Annotated in this window: 15 protein-coding genes; 11 read left to right on the forward strand and 4 right to left on the reverse strand. The window is 75.5% G+C overall.

All coding sequences use genetic code 11. The features are described from left to right. Positions 1-6 precede the first annotated feature (6 nt). Positions 7-774: an ROK family protein gene (locus KJP73_RS03670; protein WP_213281397.1), complete on the reverse strand. Its 768-nt coding sequence runs from the start codon at positions 772-774 to the stop codon at positions 7-9. Between the two features lie 42 nt (positions 775-816). Between KJP73_RS03670 and KJP73_RS03675 the strand changes: the two genes are divergently transcribed. Further along, on the forward strand, positions 817-1,758 hold the full coding sequence (locus KJP73_RS03675; RefSeq protein ID WP_249669074.1) for a tRNA pseudouridine synthase A: 942 nt from the start codon (positions 817-819) through the stop codon (positions 1,756-1,758). Positions 1,759-1,876: 118 nt separating this feature from the next. Here KJP73_RS03675 and KJP73_RS03680 read toward each other — a convergent pair whose 3' ends face one another. After that, entirely contained in the window at positions 1,877-2,287 is a 411-nt protein-coding gene (locus tag KJP73_RS03680; protein ID WP_213281398.1) for a DUF5709 domain-containing protein, read from the reverse strand. Between the two features lie 88 nt (positions 2,288-2,375). Between KJP73_RS03680 and KJP73_RS03685 the strand changes: the two genes are divergently transcribed. The 7 genes from KJP73_RS03685 (at position 2,376) to KJP73_RS03715 (ending at position 9,638) form a co-directional block, all read left to right on the forward strand. Next, positions 2,376-4,070, forward strand: a complete 1,695-nt coding sequence (locus KJP73_RS03685; RefSeq protein ID WP_213281399.1) for an ABC-F family ATP-binding cassette domain-containing protein — start codon at positions 2,376-2,378, stop codon at positions 4,068-4,070. A 237-nt stretch (positions 4,071-4,307) separates the two neighbouring features. Next, positions 4,308-4,754, forward strand: coding sequence for a 50S ribosomal protein L13 (gene rplM / locus KJP73_RS03690; RefSeq protein WP_213281413.1), 447 nt, complete (start codon positions 4,308-4,310; stop codon positions 4,752-4,754). Between the two features lie 40 nt (positions 4,755-4,794). After that, positions 4,795-5,283 carry a 30S ribosomal protein S9 gene (rpsI, locus tag KJP73_RS03695; RefSeq protein ID WP_213281400.1) on the forward strand — a complete coding sequence of 163 codons (489 nt, stop codon included), beginning with the start codon at positions 4,795-4,797 and terminating at the stop codon, positions 5,281-5,283. 173 nt (positions 5,284-5,456) lie between these two features. After that, positions 5,457-6,806 carry a phosphoglucosamine mutase gene (gene glmM / locus KJP73_RS03700; RefSeq protein WP_213281401.1) on the forward strand — a complete coding sequence of 450 codons (1,350 nt, stop codon included), beginning with the start codon at positions 5,457-5,459 and terminating at the stop codon, positions 6,804-6,806. Between the two features lie 28 nt (positions 6,807-6,834). Then, entirely contained in the window at positions 6,835-7,524 is a 690-nt protein-coding gene (locus KJP73_RS03705; protein WP_213281402.1) for a peptide deformylase, read from the forward strand. Positions 7,525-7,918: 394 nt separating this feature from the next. Then, positions 7,919-8,776, forward strand: coding sequence for a DedA family protein (locus KJP73_RS03710; RefSeq protein ID WP_213281403.1), 858 nt, complete (start codon positions 7,919-7,921; stop codon positions 8,774-8,776). Positions 8,777-8,975: 199 nt separating this feature from the next. Beyond that, a complete protein-coding gene (locus tag KJP73_RS03715; RefSeq protein WP_213281404.1) occupies positions 8,976-9,638 on the forward strand; it encodes a hypothetical protein in 663 nt (220 codons plus the stop codon). Positions 9,639-9,663: 25 nt separating this feature from the next. Here KJP73_RS03715 and coaA read toward each other — a convergent pair whose 3' ends face one another. Continuing rightward, the gene (gene coaA, locus KJP73_RS03720; protein ID WP_249669075.1) at positions 9,664-10,626 is read right to left on the reverse strand and encodes a type I pantothenate kinase; all 963 of its coding nucleotides are present in this window, start codon (positions 10,624-10,626) and stop codon (positions 9,664-9,666) included. Between the two features lie 97 nt (positions 10,627-10,723). Between coaA and glmS the strand changes: the two genes are divergently transcribed. Further along, positions 10,724-12,580, forward strand: coding sequence for a glutamine--fructose-6-phosphate transaminase (isomerizing) (glmS, locus tag KJP73_RS03725; protein WP_213281405.1), 1,857 nt, complete (start codon positions 10,724-10,726; stop codon positions 12,578-12,580). Positions 12,581-12,587: 7 nt separating this feature from the next. Further along, a complete protein-coding gene (locus KJP73_RS03730; RefSeq protein ID WP_213281406.1) occupies positions 12,588-12,941 on the forward strand; it encodes a holo-ACP synthase in 354 nt (117 codons plus the stop codon). Between the two features lie 28 nt (positions 12,942-12,969). Here the strand turns inward: KJP73_RS03730 and KJP73_RS03735 are convergent, their stop codons facing one another. Continuing rightward, a complete protein-coding gene (locus tag KJP73_RS03735; protein WP_213281407.1) occupies positions 12,970-13,956 on the reverse strand; it encodes an LLM class F420-dependent oxidoreductase in 987 nt (328 codons plus the stop codon). Positions 13,957-14,018: 62 nt separating this feature from the next. On the opposite strand from KJP73_RS03735, the gene KJP73_RS03740 reads away from it, so the two are divergent. After that, entirely contained in the window at positions 14,019-15,692 is a 1,674-nt protein-coding gene (locus tag KJP73_RS03740; RefSeq protein ID WP_213281408.1) for a bifunctional ADP-dependent NAD(P)H-hydrate dehydratase/NAD(P)H-hydrate epimerase, read from the forward strand. The last annotated feature ends 58 nt before the right edge of the window (positions 15,693-15,750 follow it).

Genomic DNA, 15,750 nt, shown 5'->3' on the forward strand with positions numbered 1-15,750 from the left:
CCGCCGTCAGACCCCGAGCTGCCACGCCCGGACGCCGCCGACGATGCCCGCCTGGTTCGGCACCACCACGACGTCGTCGCCGAGCCGGGCGAGCACCTGCGGCGTGATCTGCCGGGCGTTGCCGCCACCGAGGTACACGCGGTCCCAGAGCACGACCGGCCGGAGGCCCTCGACGACCTGCCGCACGCGGCGGGACCACAGGGCGTCGCCGAGCCGGGCCCGCTGGATCTGGCCGATGTACTCGTCGTAGGTGGTCATGCGGCGGACCGGGGCGTGCGACCACTCGAGGTGCGGCGCCAGCTGCCCGCCGTCGAACAGGGCGGAGCCGAGCCCGGTGCCGAGGGTCAGGACGAGCTCCACGCCGGTGCCGGACACGACGCCGGCGCCGTGCACCTCGGCGTCGTTGAGGACGAGGGCGGGCACGCCGAGCTGCTGCTCGACGGCCGCCCGGATGTCGCAGCCCGCCCACGCCGCGACGAGCTCGGGGTCGACCCGGGTGTGCGGGCCGGAGCGGGTGACGTAGTGCGGGGTGGCGACGACGACGCCGTGCCGGATCATCCCCGGCATGCCGACCGTCGCCCGGTCGAAGGCGGGCAGCCGCGCGGCGATCTCCGCGATCGTCGCGACCAGGCGCTCCGGCGGCAGGGGGTACGGGGTCGGCACCCGGACCGCGGGGGCGTGCAGCGTGCCGGACGCGTCGAGCACCGAGGCCTTGATGCCACCGCCGCCGCAGTCGACGGCGAGCGTGTACGGGGTCGACGCGGGCGCTGGCACCGGTCCACCGTAGAGCAGCCGCCCGCCCCGTACGCTCAATGCGTGCGCGACCAGCCCCTCGACCCCTCCGGCGTGCTCCCGTACGAGGCGCAGTCCGTCCGCGTCCGCGTCGACCTCTCCTACGACGGGACGGACTTCGCGGGCTGGGCGCGCCAGCCGGGGCTGCGCACCGTGCAGGGCGTCGTGGAGGACGGGCTGGGGCTCGTGCTGCGCTCCGCTCACCGGGGGCAGCAGCCGCCACGGGTGACGGTCGCCGGGCGGACGGACGCCGGCGTGCACGCGCGGGGGCAGGTGCTGCACGTGGACGTGCCGGACGACGCGTGGCGGGCCGTGCCGGGGCGCTCGGACCGCTCCCCGGAGGAGTCGCTGCTGACGCGGCTGGCCGGCGTGCTGCCCGCGGACGTCGTCGCGACGCGGGTGCGGGTCGCGCCGGAGGGCTTCGACGCGCGGTTCTCGGCGGTGGCGCGGCGGTACGTGTACCGGATCTGCGACGACGAGGCCCTGCGGGACCCGCTGCGCCGGCACCACGTGCTGTGGACCCGCCGGCCGCTCGACGTCGACGCGATGCACGAGGGGGCGGCCCGGGTGCTCGGGCGGCACGACTTCGCGGCGTTCTGCAAGCCGCGGCCGGGGGCGACGACGATCCGGACCCTGGACGAGCTCCGGTGGGAGCGGCCCGCCGACGGGCCGGACGCCGGGCTGGTCGTGGCGACGGTCCGCGCGGACGCGTTCTGCCACAGCATGGTGCGGGCCCTCGTGGGGGCCAGCATCGCCGTGGGGGAGGGCCGGCGGGGCGTCGACTGGCCGGCGGAGCTGCTCGTCGGCGGCCGGCGGGACCCCGGCGGTGCGGTCGTCGCCGCGCACGGCCTCACCCTCGAGGAGGTCGTGTACCCCCCGGACGCCGAGCTCGCCGACCGGCAGCAGCGCACCCGCGCGCTGCGCTCGCCGGACGACGTCCACCCGCACCCGCTGCGCGCGGACTGACGGGCCCCGGCCGCTGGCGATCGCCGAGATCGGCAGTCCGGCGCCGAGCTCGGCACCCGGACCTGCCGACCTCGACCGGGCACTGCCGACCTCGGCGTGAGGGCTCAGGACGGAACCGTCACGGCTCCTCGTCGACGACGTGCACGGCGGCCTCCTCGGCCGACGCCGCGCCGCCGTCGATGCCCGCGTCCACGGCGAACTGGTCGTTGCCGCCGGACTCCACGGCGTCGTCGTCCTCGAGCAGCCGGCCGGCGCGGTCGGGCTCGCGGCCCGCGTCCGGCGCGGGGTCGGCCTCCCAGACCTCGGGCTCCTCCTGGGCGACGCGCTGGTCGAGCGTCTCGCCGCGGGACTCCTCCCAGGGGGTCTCGCCCCAGTGGCTCACCGCGGGGCGGTCGCGCTCGGGCAGCGTGAACCCCTCGTCCATGGGGTCGACACCGCGGTCGGACAGGGTGTCCTCGCCGGGCAGCTGGTTGTCGTCGCCCTCGGAGCCGAGGGCCGGGTCGGTGCTGGTGGCTGGGGTGTCGCTCATGCCTCCGAGCGTGGCACCGGCTCCCGCAGGATGCCACCGCAGGCATATCGGGTTGGGGACGGGGCCGTGGTGCTGGGACCATCGGGGCATGGGTCATCTCGAGGTGCACGACGTGCGCTACGTGCTCCCCGACGGCCGGCCGCTCCTCGGGGGCATCGACCTGCGGGTGGGCGAGGGGCAGCGCACCGCGCTGGTCGGGCCGAACGGCGCCGGCAAGTCGACGCTGCTGCGCATCGTCGCGGGCGACGAGCAGCCGCACGAGGGCGCGGTCGTGCGCACCGGCGGGCTCGGCGTCATGCGCCAGGACGTGGGGCGGATCGCCGACGACCGCTCCGTGCGCGACCTGCTCGCCTCGCTCGCGACCGGCGCGATCGGGGCGGCCGCGGCCGAGCTCACCGCGTCCGAGCTGCGGATGATGGAGGTCGACGACGAGCCGTCCCAGATGCGGTACGCGCAGGCGCTCGCGGACTGGGCGGACGTCGGCGGCTACGAGGTCGAGGCCGACTGGGACCGCGTGACCGACGCCGTGCTGTCGATCCCGTTCGACCGGGCGCAGCACCGCAGCGTCCGCACCCTGTCCGGCGGCGAGCAGAAGCGCCTGGTGCTGGAGGCGCTGCTGCGCGGTCCGCAGGAGGTGCTGCTTCTCGACGAGCCGGACAACGCGCTCGACGTGCCCACGAAGCGCTGGCTGGAGGAGCGGCTGCTCGCGAGCCCCAAGACCGTCCTGCTGGTCAGCCACGACCGCGAGCTGCTGTCCCGGGTGCCCACGCACGTGGCGACGCTGGAGCCCGCGCGCGCCGGCGCGACCGTCTGGGTGCACGGCGGCACGTTCACCACCTACACGGAAGCCCGGGAGGCGCGCCGCGACCGGCTGGCGGAGCTCGCCCGCCGCTGGGACGAGGAGCACGCCAAGCTCGTCACCCTGGTCCAGACGCTCAAGACCAAGGCCGCGTTCAACGACGGCCTCGCGTCGCGGTACTCCGCGGCCCAGACCCGGCTGCGCAAGTTCGAGGAGGCCGGCCCGCCGGAGGAGGTCGCGCGCGACCAGCAGGTCCGGGTGCGGCTGCGGGGCGGGCGCACCGCGAAGCGCGCCGTGGTCGCCGAGGGCCTGGAGCTCACCGGGCTGATGCAGCCGTTCGACCTGGAGGTGTGGTTCGGCGAGCGCGTCGCGGTGCTCGGGTCCAACGGGTCCGGCAAGTCCCACTTCCTGCGGCTGCTCGCCGCGGGCGGCACCGACCCGCAGCCCGAGCAGGCCCCCACCGAGGGGGAGATGCCCATCGACCCCGTGCGGCACTCCGGCGTCGCGCGCCTGGGCTCGCGCGTCGTGCCCGGGTTCTTCGCGCAGAACCGGCAGCACGCGCAGGACGCGGCGTTCGCGGGCCGGACGCTGCTGGAGATCCTGCACCGCGGGGAGGGGCGGCGGCCGGGCATGGGGCGGGAGCCCGCGAGCAAGGCCCTGGACCGGTACGAGCTGGTCGCCTCCGCCGAGCAGCGGTACGACACCCTGTCCGGCGGGCAGCAGGCGCGGTTCCACATCCTGCTGCTCGAGCTCGGCGGCGCGACCCTGCTGCTGCTCGACGAGCCGACGGACAACCTCGACCTGCACTCCGCGGAGGCCCTGGAGGCGGGGCTCGCGGCGTTCGAGGGCACCGTGCTGGCCGTGACCCACGACCGCTGGTTCGCGCGCGGGTTCGACCGGTTCCTCGTGTTCGGCGAGGACGGCGCCGTGGTGGAGACCCCGGAGCCGGTGTGGGACGCCGGGCGGGTGGCGCGGGCGCGCTGACAACCCGCTCGCGGCCGCGCCGCGCGTGACCGACGTCGCACGGGTCCCCGTCCGGCCGCTTTGACCGGGCGCGGTGGCGGCGGCTACCCTGGTGAGTCGTTGTGCGTTGAGTCCGTGTCGATCGGTGCGTTCCCATTCACCGGTCCATGGACGACGCACCGACGGTACTCATCGGCTGACCCCGGCTTCTACGGGATTGCCGTGGACACAGTCAGAGACAACGAGAAGGCAACGACCGTGCGCACGTACACCCCGAAGCCCGGCGACGTCCAGCGGACCTGGTACGTCATCGACGCGACCGACGTCGTCCTGGGCCGCCTGGCCACTCACGTGGCGACCCTGCTGCGCGGGAAGCACAAGGCGACCTTCGCCCCGCACGTCGACGGCGGTGACTTCGTCATCGTCATCAACGCGGAGAAGATCGCGCTGACCGGCAACAAGCGGGAGACCAAGCTCGCCTACCGTCACTCGGGCTACCCGGGCGGCCTGCGGGCGACCACGTACACCGACCTCCTCGAGAAGCACCCTGAGCGTGCGATCGAGAAGGCCGTGCGTGGCATGCTCCCGAAGACCTCCCTGGCCCGCCAGCAGCTCTCCAAGCTGAAGGTCTACGCGGGTGCCGAGCACCCGCACGCCGCCCAGCAGCCGAAGCCCTTCGAGATCACCCAGGTCGCGCAGGGCTGACGCCCGCGAGGACACCGAGACAGGACGCGAGGACACATCAGTGGCCGAGACCACGGTCGACATCGACCTTGAGGGCGGCGAGACGCCCAGCAGCTACACCTCCGAGAGCAGCGCCCCCGCGGGCCGCGGGCAGAGCCTGACGGCTCCCGGCCAGGCCCTGGGCCGCCGCAAGGAGGCCATCGCCCGCGTGCGCCTGGTGCCCGGCACCGGCCAGTGGAAGATCAACGGCCGCACCCTCGAGGAGTACTTCCCGAACAAGGTGCACCAGCAGCTCGTGAACGACCCGCTGAAGCTGGTCGACGTCGAGGGTCGCTTCGACGTCATCGCCCGCATCAACGGCGGCGGCGTCTCCGGCCAGGCCGGTGCGCTGCGCCTGGGCATCGCCCGCGCGCTGAACGCGATCGACGAGGAGCACAACCGTGCGACGCTCAAGAAGGCCGGCTTCCTGACCCGCGACCCCCGCGTCGTGGAGCGCAAGAAGGCCGGTCTCAAGAAGGCCCGCAAGGCCCCGCAGTACTCGAAGCGCTGATCCACCGATCAGCAACCGCGGCCGATGGCCCCGAGGGTCCGACCCTCGGGGCCATCGGCCGTTCCGGTGCCCGCCACCGGGCGACCGGCACGACGGCGAACCGGGGCCGCGACGGCGCGCGCCCTGGCACGATGCAGGGGGCCGCGGACGCGGCCCACGACGAAGGGGTCCTCATGGGACGACTGTTCGGCACCGACGGGGTGCGGGGCCTGGCCAACCGGGACGTCACCGCGGAGGTCGCGCTCGACCTGTCCGTAGCGGCGGCGCACGTGCTCGGGCAGCGCGGCGAGTTCGCCGGACACCGCCCGCGGGCCGTGGTGGGCCGCGACCCCCGCGCGTCGGGCGAGTTCCTGTCCGCCGCCGTGGCCGCCGGCCTGGCGAGCGCGGGAGTCGACGTGCTGAACGTCGGCGTGCTGCCCACGCCCGCGGTCGCGCACCTCACGGCCGCGCTGGACGTCGACCTCGGTGTCGTGCTGTCCGCGTCGCACAACCCCATGCCGGACAACGGCATCAAGTTCCTGGCGCGCGGCGGCCACAAGCTCGACGACGAGCTCGAGGACGCCATCGAGCAGCGGCTCCGCGAGGACTGGTCCCGCCCGGTCGGCGCCGACGTCGGGCGGATCCGCTCGGACACGGGCCGCGCCGGCGAGCAGTACGTCGAGCACCTGGTGTCGACCATCGGGCACGACCTGGCCGGGCTGCGCGTCGCGGTCGACTGCGCGAACGGCGCGGCCAGCGAGGTCGGGCCGCTCGCGCTGCGCGAGGCAGGGGCGGACGTCGTCGTCATCAACGCGTCGCCCGACGGCCGGAACATCAACGAGAACTGCGGCTCCACCCACCCCGAGCAGCTGCAGGCGGCGGTCGTCGCGTCGGGTGCGGACCTGGGCGTGGCGTTCGACGGCGACGCCGACCGCTGCCTCGCGGTCGACCACACCGGCGCGCTGGTGGACGGCGACCAGATCATGGGCGTCCTGGCCCTGGACCTGCGCGAGCGCGGGATCCTCGCGCACGACACGCTCGTCGTCACGGTGATGAGCAACCTGGGCCTGCGCCTCGCCATGCAGGCCGCCGGCGTCCGCACCGTCGAGACCGGCGTCGGCGACCGGTACGTGCTGGAGGCCATGCGCGCGCACGGCTACAACCTGGGCGGCGAGCAGTCGGGGCACGTGATCCTCGCGGACCACGCCACCACCGGCGACGGCACGCTGACCGCCCTGCAGCTCGCGTCCCGCGTCGCGGCCACCGGGCAGAAGCTCAGCGAGCTGGCCGCCGTGGTCCGGCGGCTGCCGCAGACGCTGGTCAACGTCCCGGGCGTCGACAAGGCGCGCGCGGGCACCGACGAGCACGTGTCCGCCGCGGTGGGCGCCGCGCAGGCCGCGCTGGGGTCGACCGGCCGGGTGCTGCTGCGCTCGTCGGGCACCGAGCCGCTGGTCCGCGTCATGGTCGAGGCCGCGACGCAGGACGACGCCGACCGCGTGGCGGCGCAGCTCGCCGACGTGGTCCGCGACCGCCTGGCGCTCTGACCCGGTGGACGACGCGACGGTGAGCCCGGTGGCCGGCTCCGCCCCCGAGGCGCGCTGGCCCGCCGCGGTCGTGCGCGAGCACGTGCTGCGGCTGCTCGACGCCGCCGCGGCGGACCCGTCCGGGACGGTGCCGATCGTGCAGGCCGGCCACCCGGCCCTGCGGATGCGGGCCGTGCCGTTCGACGGCCAGGTCGACGGCGACGAGCTCGCCCGGCTGGTGGCGCTGATGCGCGCGACGATGCACGCCGCGCCGGGCGTCGGGCTCGCCGCCCCGCAGGTCGGGCTGCCGCTGGCGCTCGCCGTCGTGGCCGACCCGGGGGCCGGCGAGACCGAGACCGGCGTGGTCCGGGAGCGGCCCGCGCTGCCGTTCCGCGTGCTGGTGAACCCGCGATACGAGCCGGTCCCGGGGGAGCAGCCGGAGCGCGTCGCGTTCTACGAGGGGTGCCTCAGCGTCGTCGGCTACCAGGCGGTCGTCCCGCGGCTGCGCCGGCTGCGGCTCACCGGCGCCGACGAGGCGGGCACGCCGCTCGACGAGGTGCTGCAGGGCTGGCCCGCCCGCATCGTGCAGCACGAGACGGACCACCTGAACGGCACGCTGTACCTGGACCGGGCGCACCTGCGCTCGCTGTCGGCGACCGACGAGATCGGGGCGCACTGGGCGACGGAGCCCCGCCCCGCCGAGGCCGCGCGGATGCTCGGCTTCCCGCTCGGCGACTGACGCAGCCGGCCGCCGCGCCGGCCACGGGACGGTCACCGGACGGCCACGCGACCGTCATCGGATCGCCGCCGGACCGTCCCCTGACCGCCCGGGAAACTCCGTGACCCGTGTCGGTGGTGCGTGGTGGACTGGGGTCACGGGCCGAGGCAGCGGCCCGCTCGCGGACCACGCTGCGAGGACCGCACCGTGAGGACCACGGGTGTCCGTCGCAGGGGGGACCCGTGGGCGGCCGATGTCGGCCCGGGGGGCGATGCCCGGCCGCGACGGCCCCGGGCACGATGGGGGGAGGACCAGGGGGGACTCGGGGGTGTCCCCCATGTCGCGGCCCGCGGCGCCCACCTAGCGTGGACGGCGAGGCCTCCACCGCCGAGAGGCCACCACGACCCAGGAGCTGATGACCGTGCTGCAGGACTGGATCAGCGCCATCGAGGACTGGGTCCCGATGCTGGCCGAGTCGCTCTGGGTGTACCCGGCGCTCATGCTGTTCGCGACGATCGACGGCTTCTTCCCCCCGATCCCCAGCGAGTCCGTGGTCATCGGCCTGGCGTCGCTGGCGGTCTCCCACGGGGAGCCGAACCTCGCCCTCATCGCCCTCGCCGGCGCGATCGGCGCGTTCACCGGTGACCAGATCGCCTACCTGATCGGCTCCCGCGTCGACGTGCACGCGCTGCGCCTCTTCCGCGGCCCCCGGGGCCGCAAGGCACTGGCCTGGGCGGAGCACGCGCTGGCGCACCGCGGGTCGTCCTTCATCCTGGCGGCGCGGTACATCCCGATCGGCCGCGTCGCGGTGAACATGACGGCCGGCGCGCTGGGGTACCCGCGCAGGCGGTTCGTCGGGCTGACCGCGCTCGCCGCGGTGACGTGGGCGCTCTACGGGACGCTGGTCGGCGCCGGGGCGGGCCTGTGGCTGGAGAAGTACCCAGCGGTCGCCGTCGTCGCCGGGGTGGTCGTCGGGACCGCGGCCGGCATCGCCATCGACTGGGTCCTGCGCCGCTGGACGCGGTTCGGCCGCACTCGGGCGCCCGAGGCCGACGAGCAGGCCGAGCAGGTCGACGCCGACGAGGACGGCGCCGCGCGAGCGGGCACCCCGGCCGCCGCACCGGCCCGCGCGGAGGCGGCAGCCCACCGGGTCGGATCGCCGGCGCGCGGTGCGCTGCCGGTGCGCGGCGGGCTGCCGGTGCCGGGCGGGCTGCCGGTGCCCGGCGGGGTGCGGGCCGGGGCGGTCCCCGGCGCGTGCGAGGCCGCCGACTGAGGTCCGGCACGTCCCGGGTCACGGCCCGGCAACGATCCGCCGCCGCTCGCTAACGATCCGGTCTCTGCGGGGCCCGGCGTCCTGCGGCCCGCCTACGCTCGACCCGGGCCACGACGGAGTCGCCCCTGACGACGCCAGGTGCGGGCCACGCCCCGCCTGGCGTCCCGGGACGTGAGGGCGACGAGGGGCGGGCAGCAGCATGGCAGCACCGCACCGCCGCGCACCCTCCGGGCCCCGGACCCCGGCCGCGCGGCTCGTCGCCGGGACCGCCGCCCTGCTCGTGGCCGGCGGCGTGCTCGCCGGCTGCTCCGTGGGTGCCGATCCGTCCGCTGCGGCCGACGCCGGCTCGCGTGCGGCCGCGCGCACCGCCGTCACGACCGGTGCCGACTGCCTGGCGCCGCAGGTGCTGACGGCGCTCGGCTTCGACGGCGACGCGTACGCGGGCGCCACGGCGCACCCCGACGCCCCGGCCGCGGACGCCCTCCCCGCGGACTTCACCGCCGTGTCCGCCGTGCTGTGCAGCACCGGCGAGACGCTCACCGACGGCGCCGGCCGGTGGGCCGCGGTGACCGCGAGCCGGCTGGAGGGGGACGTCGCGCCGCTCGTCGACGCGCTCTCCGCGGGCACCACCCCGGCGGCGTCGTCGTCGCCCGGGGCCTGCGCCGAGGGCGCACCGCGCTCGGACCTGTGGCTGGTCGACGCGCTGGGCGCCGCGGTGCGGGTCGCGCTGCCGGGCGACGGGTGCGGGCCGCTGCCCGACGCCGTCGCCGACGGGCTCGCGGCTCTCGAGGCCGTGGACGTCGAGCACTACCCGGTGGAGCTGGTCGACGCCCGCGCGACGGCCTCGCCGACGGCCGGCTGAACGGTCCCGCCCGCGCGCCCGCGGCTCAGAGCTTGCGCAGCCGCACCCGGCGCACGGAGTGGTCGGTCCCCTTGGTCAGCACCAGCGTGGCGCGGCTGCGCGTCGGCAGGATGTTCCGCACCAGGTTCGGGGCGTTGATCGCGTCCCAGATGCTCTCCGCGCGTGCCGTCGCCTCCTCGTCCGTGAGCGCGGCGTACCGGTGGAAGTAGGACTCCGGCTTGGCGAACGCCGTCGACCGCAGCGACAGGAACCGGTCGACGTACCACTGCCGCACGTCCTGCGTGCGCGCGTCGACGTAGATCGAGAAGTCGAAGAAGTCGCTGACGGCGAGGTTCGACGTGCTGGAGGTGCCCGCCGCGGACGGCGCCGGCTGCAGCACGTTCAGGCCCTCGACGATCAGCACGTCGGGCTTGCGGACCACGACCTCCGCGCCCGGCACGATGTCGTAGGTGACGTGGTCGTAGACCGGCGCGCGGACCTCGGAGTGCCCGGCCTTCACGCGGGACACGAACTGCAGCAGGGCCCGGCGGTCGTAGGACTCGGGGAAGCCCTTGCGGTCCATCAGCCCGCGCCGCTCGAGCTCGGCGTTCGGGTAGAGGAAGCCGTCGGTGGTCATGAGCGCGACGTTCGGGGTGGCGGGCCAGCGGGCCATCAGCTCGCGCAGCAGGCGGGCGGTGGTCGACTTGCCCACCGCGACCGACCCGGCGACGCCGATCACGAACGGGGTGCGGGGGGTGTCCTCGCGCAGGAACGTCGACGCCGCCGCGTGCAGCCGGCGCGTCGCGGTCACGTGCAGGTCCAGCAGGCGCGACAGCGGCCGGTAGATCGCGTCGACCTCCGCGAGGTCGATCGGGTCGCCGAGACCGCGGAGCCGGGTGACGTCCTCGTCGGTGAGGGGCAGGGGCGTCGACTCCGAGAGCCGGACCCAGGCCTCCCGGTCGAGCTCCACGTACGGCGAGGGCTGGACGGGGACCTCGGTGGCGCGCACCCGACGATTCTGCCCGATCGGCGGGGCCGCGCCCGTCCGACGTGGGCCGCGTCACGGCGCGGCCGCGTGACGGGTCCCCGCGGCTAGACTCGCGCCCATGTGTGGAATCGTCGGGTACGTCGGGGACCATCAGCCGGACGGGCAGCCGCTCGGGGTCGTGATGGAGGGCCTGCGCCGCCTGGAGTACCGCGGGTACGACTCGGCCGGCGTCGCCCTGGTGACCGGTGCGGGCGGCCTGGCGACCGCGAAGAAGGCGGGCAAGCTCGCGAACCTCGCGGCCGTGCTCGACGCCGAGCCGCTGCCGGGCGCGACCGCGGGCATCGGGCACACGCGGTGGGCCACGCACGGCGGCCCGACCGACGTGAACGCGCACCCGCACGTCGCCGGCGGGGTGGCGCTGATCCACAACGGCATCGTCGAGAACTTCGCCCTCCTGAAGGAGGAGCTCGTCGCCGACGGCGCCGTGCTGCTCTCGGAGACCGACACCGAGGTCGTCGCGCACCTGGTCGCCCGCGCCTACGCCGAGGTCAAGGACCTGGGCGAGGCGATGCGCCAGGTCGTGCGCCGCCTGCACGGCACGTTCACCCTGCTCGCCGTGCACGAGGACCACCCGGACACCGTGGTCGGCGCGCGGCACGACTCGCCGCTGGTCGTCGGGCTGGGCGACGGCGCGAACTACCTCGGGTCCGACGTCGCGGCGTTCATCGCGGAGACCCGCCGGGCCCTCGAGCTCGCGCAGGACCAGGTCGTCGTCATCACGCCCCGCTCGGTGACCGTGACGGACTTCGACGGCAACCCTGCCGAGGGCCGCGAGTACACGATCGACTGGGACGCCGCGGCCGCCGAGAAGGGCGGGTTCCGCTCCTTCATGGAGAAGGAGATCGCGGACCAGCCACAGGCCGTGCAGGACACCCTGCTGGGCCGCACCGACACCCACGGGCGGCTCGTGCTGGACGACATGAAGATCGACGAGTCCGTGCTGCGCGCGGTCGACAAGATCATCGTCATCGCCTGCGGCACGGCGGCCTACTCCGGCCACGTCGCCAAGTACGCGATCGAGCACTGGTGCCGCATCCCGGTCGAGGTCGAGCTCGCGCACGAGTTCCGCTACCGCGACCCGATCCTCACCGAGCGGACCCTGGTCGTCGCGATCTCGCAGTCCGGCGAGACGATGGACACGCTCATGGCCGTGCGGCACGCCCGCGAGCAGGGCGCGAAGGTCCTGGCGATCTGCAACACCCACGGGTCGACCATCCCGCGCGAGTCCGACGCCGTGCTCTACACGCACGCCGGGCCGGAGGTCGCGGTCGCCTCGACCAAGGCGTTCCTCGCGCAGATCACCGCGGCGTACCTGCTGGGCCTGTACCTGGCGCAGCTGCGGGGCAACAAGTTCGCCGACGAGATCGCCGAGATCCTCGAGGACCTGCGGGCGATGCCCGGCAAGATCCAGGAGGTCCTGGACCGGGCCGGCCGCGTGCGCGAGATCGCCCGGTGGATGGCCGACACCTCCTCGGTGCTGTTCCTGGGCCGGCACGTCGGGTTCCCGGTGGCCCTGGAGGGCGCGCTCAAGCTCAAGGAGATCGCGTACATCCACGCCGAGGGCTTCGCGGCCGGCGAGCTCAAGCACGGGCCCATCGCGCTGATCGAGCCCGGGCAGCCGGTGTTCGTCATCGTGCCGAGCCCGCGGGGCCGGGACTCGCTGCACTCCAAGGTCGTCTCCAACATCCAGGAGATCCGGGCCCGCGGCGCCCGCACGCTGGTGATCGCGGAGGACGGCGACGAGGCGGTGCGCGCGTACGCGGACGAGGTGTTCTACGTGCCGCAGAGCCCGACGCTGCTCGCGCCGCTGCTGTCCGTCGTGCCGCTGCAGATCTTCGCGTGCGAGCTCGCGACGGCCCGCGGCCTGGACGTGGACCAGCCGCGGAACCTCGCGAAGTCCGTCACCGTCGAGTGACCGCCCGGTGATCGTCGGCGTCGGGATCGACGTGGTCGACGTGGCGCGGTTCATGGCGACGGTCGAGCGGGTGCCCGCCCTGCGCGAGCGCCTGTTCACGCCGGACGAGCGCGACCTGCCGCCCTCGTCGCTGGCCGCGCGGTTCGCCGCGAAGGAGGCGATCGCGAAGGCGCTGGGCGCGCCCGCCGGCATGTCCTGGCAGGACGCCACGGTGCGCCGCGTGCGCGGGGAGCAGCCGGTGGTCGAGGTCATCGGGACCGTCGCCGCCCGCGCCGCCGAGCTCGGCGTGACGCGGTTCCACCTGTCGCTCTCGCACGACGCGGGCATCGCGTCGGCGATGGTCGTCGCCGAGGCGGACTGAGGCCCGCCCGCCCCGGCGACGACGGCGGTCAGCGCAGCGCGGGGACGACCTCGCGCTCGAACAGCTCGATGCCGGAGCGGTCGTACGCGGCCTCAGCGAAGTACGTGATCGCGTAGGTCATGCCGAGGCCCTGGAGGTGCGTGAGCTTCTCCACGAGCTGCTCCGGGGTGCCGACCAGCGTGCCGTGGCGGAACTCCTCGGCGACCTCGGGCGCCTTCTCCGGCACCGTGCGGGCGTAGTGCTCCTCGACCCAGGCGATGCGGTCGTCGACCTCCGCCTCGGTCTCGCCGATCACCACGTTGTAGTTGGCGGAGCGCGTGATCTCGCCGAAGTCCCGGCCGATGTCGGCGCAGTGGCCGCGCAGCACCTCGGACTTGTGGGCGAACCCCTCGGGCGTGCCGTCGAAGTTCGTGTACTGCGCGTGCTCCGCGGCGATCCGCAGCGTCTTGCGCTCGCCGCCGCCCGCGATCCACAGCGGGGGGCCGTCGACCTGCAGCGGGAGCGGCGCGAGCTGGGCGCCGTCGACCTGGTAGTGCTGCCCGTCCAGCGTCGCGACGCCGTTGGTCCACAGCTGCTTCATGATCTGCACGCCCTCGTCGAGCATGGCGATCCGCTCGCCGGCGCGGGGGAAGCCGTAGCCGTAGGCGCGCCACTCGTGCTCGTACCAGCCGGCGCCGATGCCCATCTGCACGCGCCCGCCCGAGATGACGTCCGCGGTGGTGGCGACCTTCGCGAGGTAGGCGGGGTTCCGGTAGGCCATGCAGGTGCACATCTGCCCGAGCTTCACGCGGCTCGTGGTGGCGGCGTAGGCGTTCATGAGGCTCCATGCCTCGTGGGTCGCCTCGCCGTTGGGCTGCGGCACGGCGTGGAAGTGGTCGTACACCCAGATCGAGTCGTACGCGTCGCCGGCGTCGGCGTGCTGGGCCAGGGAGCTCATGACGGCCCAGTGCTCGGCCGGCTCGATGCCGGTGAGGTCCTGCCGCCAGCCCTGCGGGATGAAGAGTCCGAATCGCATGCGCAGAACGTAACCGCCGTCACGGCCGAGCGCCGCGCGGCGCCCTCGGCCAGGATGGGCGCATGATCCTGGGGTACACGGCGGACGACGTGCGGGCCGCGGAGCAGCCGCTGCTCGCGCGGGGGGTGCCGCTCATGCAGCAGGCGGCATGGGGCCTGGCGGCCCGGGTCGCGGCCGAGCTCACCGAGCGGCGCGGGCGGGTGCGGGGGGCGAGCGTCGTGGCGCTCGTCGGCGCGGGCGACAACGGGGGAGACGCGCTGCACGCGGGTGCGGTCCTGGCGCGGCGTGGCGTGCAGGTGCTCGCGGTGTGCACCACCGGCGCCCCGCACGCGGAGGGCCTGGCGGCGCTGCGCCGCGCGGGCGGCCGGGCGGTGCGGGCGGTCGACCCCGACGGTCCCGGTCCGTCGGGCCTGCCGGAGGGGGACGACCCCGGTCTGGCACCGGTGTGGCTGGGCGACGCCGTGGCCGAGGCGTACGCGGCGGACGTGGTGCTCGACGGGCTGCTGGGGATCGGCGGCCGGGGGGCGCCTCGCGGCGTGGCCGGGCTGCTCGTCGGGCTGCTCTCGGACCTGCTGGCCGGGGAGGAGGTCGCCGGCTCGGCGGCCGCGACGCCGGACCGGCCGCTCGTCGTGGCGGTGGACGTCCCGAGCGGCGCCGGCGTCGACGACGGCGCCCTCCCCGACGGGCCGGTGCTGCCGGCGGGGCTCACCGTGACGTTCGGCGGCGCGAAGCCCGGGCTGCTGCTCCCGCCGGCGTCCCGCCGCGCCGGGCGCGTCGAGGTGGTCGACCTCGGCCTGCCGCTGCCGGAGCGCCCGGCCGTCGCGCGGCTGGAGGCGGCGGACGTGGCCGCCCTCTGGCCGGTGCCCGGGCCCGAGGACCACAAGTACAGCCGGGGGGTGCTCGGCGTGGTGGCCGGGACACCCGCCTACCCGGGCGCCGCGGTGCTCACCGTGTCGGCCGCCGTGCTCGCGGGCGTCGGCATGGTGCGGTACGTCGGGCCGGCCGAGGTCGCCGCTCCCGTGCTGGCCGCCCGGCCGGAGGTCGTCGCGGGGAAGGGCCGCGTCCAGGCGTGGCTGCTCGGTCCCGGCGTGGACCCGGGCCACGCCAAGCAGGCGAAGCGGGTGCGGCGCGGGATCGACGAGGCGCTCGGCACCGGCCTGCCCGCGGTGCTCGACGCGGGGGCGCTCGCGGTCGCGCCGCGGGACCTCGCCCCCTGGTGCGTGCTGACCCCCCACGCCGGGGAGCTCGCGACCCTGCTCGGCCGCCTCGGGGAGCAGGTCGACCGTGCCGGCGTCGAGGCCGAGCCGCTGCGCTGGGCGCGCCGCGCGCACGAGCTCACCGGAGCCACCGTGCTGCTCAAGGGCAGCACCACCGTCGTCGTGGGCGCCGGCGGTGCCGTCTACGCCCAGGCCGACGCACCCGGGTGGCTCGCGACGGCCGGCTCCGGGGACGTCCTGGCCGGCGTGCTCGGGGCGCTGCTCGCCGGCCGGGCCGCCGACGTGCTGGAGGACCCGCCGCTCGCCGCGGCGCTCGCGGCCGCCGCGGCGCTGGTGCACGGGCGCGCCGCGGGGGTCGCGGTGCCGGGCGGCCCCGTGTCGGCGCTCGCGCTGGCGCACGCGCTGCCGGCGACGGTCGCGGACCTCCTCCTTCTCCGGGGTTCCCGACGCCCAAGGCGCCAGCCGACCACTTCCCAACTCAGGGACCCTCCCCCCGCCCCCCCACCTCTCCTTTACTGACCCTGCCTCCTCCACCCATCTCCACGCCCACTCGACTCTACGCTCCCTCCTTTGCCAA

The organism is Cellulomonas hominis (assembly GCF_901521055.1).
In the GTDB taxonomy this organism is placed as follows: domain Bacteria; phylum Actinomycetota; class Actinomycetes; order Actinomycetales; family Cellulomonadaceae; genus Cellulomonas; species Cellulomonas endometrii.